Origin of the sequence: Streptomyces sp. NRRL S-495 (genome assembly GCF_000966955.1) — a bacterium.
GTDB classification, from domain to species: domain Bacteria; phylum Actinomycetota; class Actinomycetes; order Streptomycetales; family Streptomycetaceae; genus Kitasatospora; species Kitasatospora purpeofusca.
The window spans coordinates 1-396 of sequence record NZ_JZWY01000596.1 but is presented as its reverse complement, the minus strand read 5'-3'; the positions used below and the strand labels follow the sequence as shown (position 1 = coordinate 396).

Annotated in this window: 1 protein-coding gene; it reads right to left on the bottom strand. The window is 71.5% G+C overall.

Annotated features, from left to right (window positions below; all coding sequences use genetic code 11):
• On the bottom strand, positions 1-396 hold a 396-nt coding region (locus VR45_RS28355; protein ID WP_045942702.1), incomplete at both ends, for a PKD domain-containing protein.

Here is a 396-nt window from a genome sequence, read left to right as displayed (position 1 = left end):
GGTAGAAGTGGGCGTAGTTCCCGGTGGTCGCGGAGACGTTGCTGCGCGCGCAGTTGCGGTCGAGGACGCGGGTGTCGGGGTTGGCGCACTCGCTCGCGGTGGTGATCACCAGGCTGCGGCTGGTGGTGGCCTTGGCGCCCTTGTCGTCGACGACGGTCAGGGTGACGGTGTAGGTACCGGGGCTCTGGTAGGTCTTGTAGGGGTTGGCGGCGGTGGAACCGGTGCCGTCGCCGAAGCTCCAGGTCCGGCTCACGACGGTGCCGTCCGGGTCGGTGGACAGGTCGGTCAGGTTGACGCTGCGTCCGTTGACCGAGGCGGTGAAGGCCGCGGTGGGCGCCCGGTTGCCGGGCGGGGTGGTGTTGGCGCAGGCGCCGGCGGCGCAGGCGGTGAGCCAGG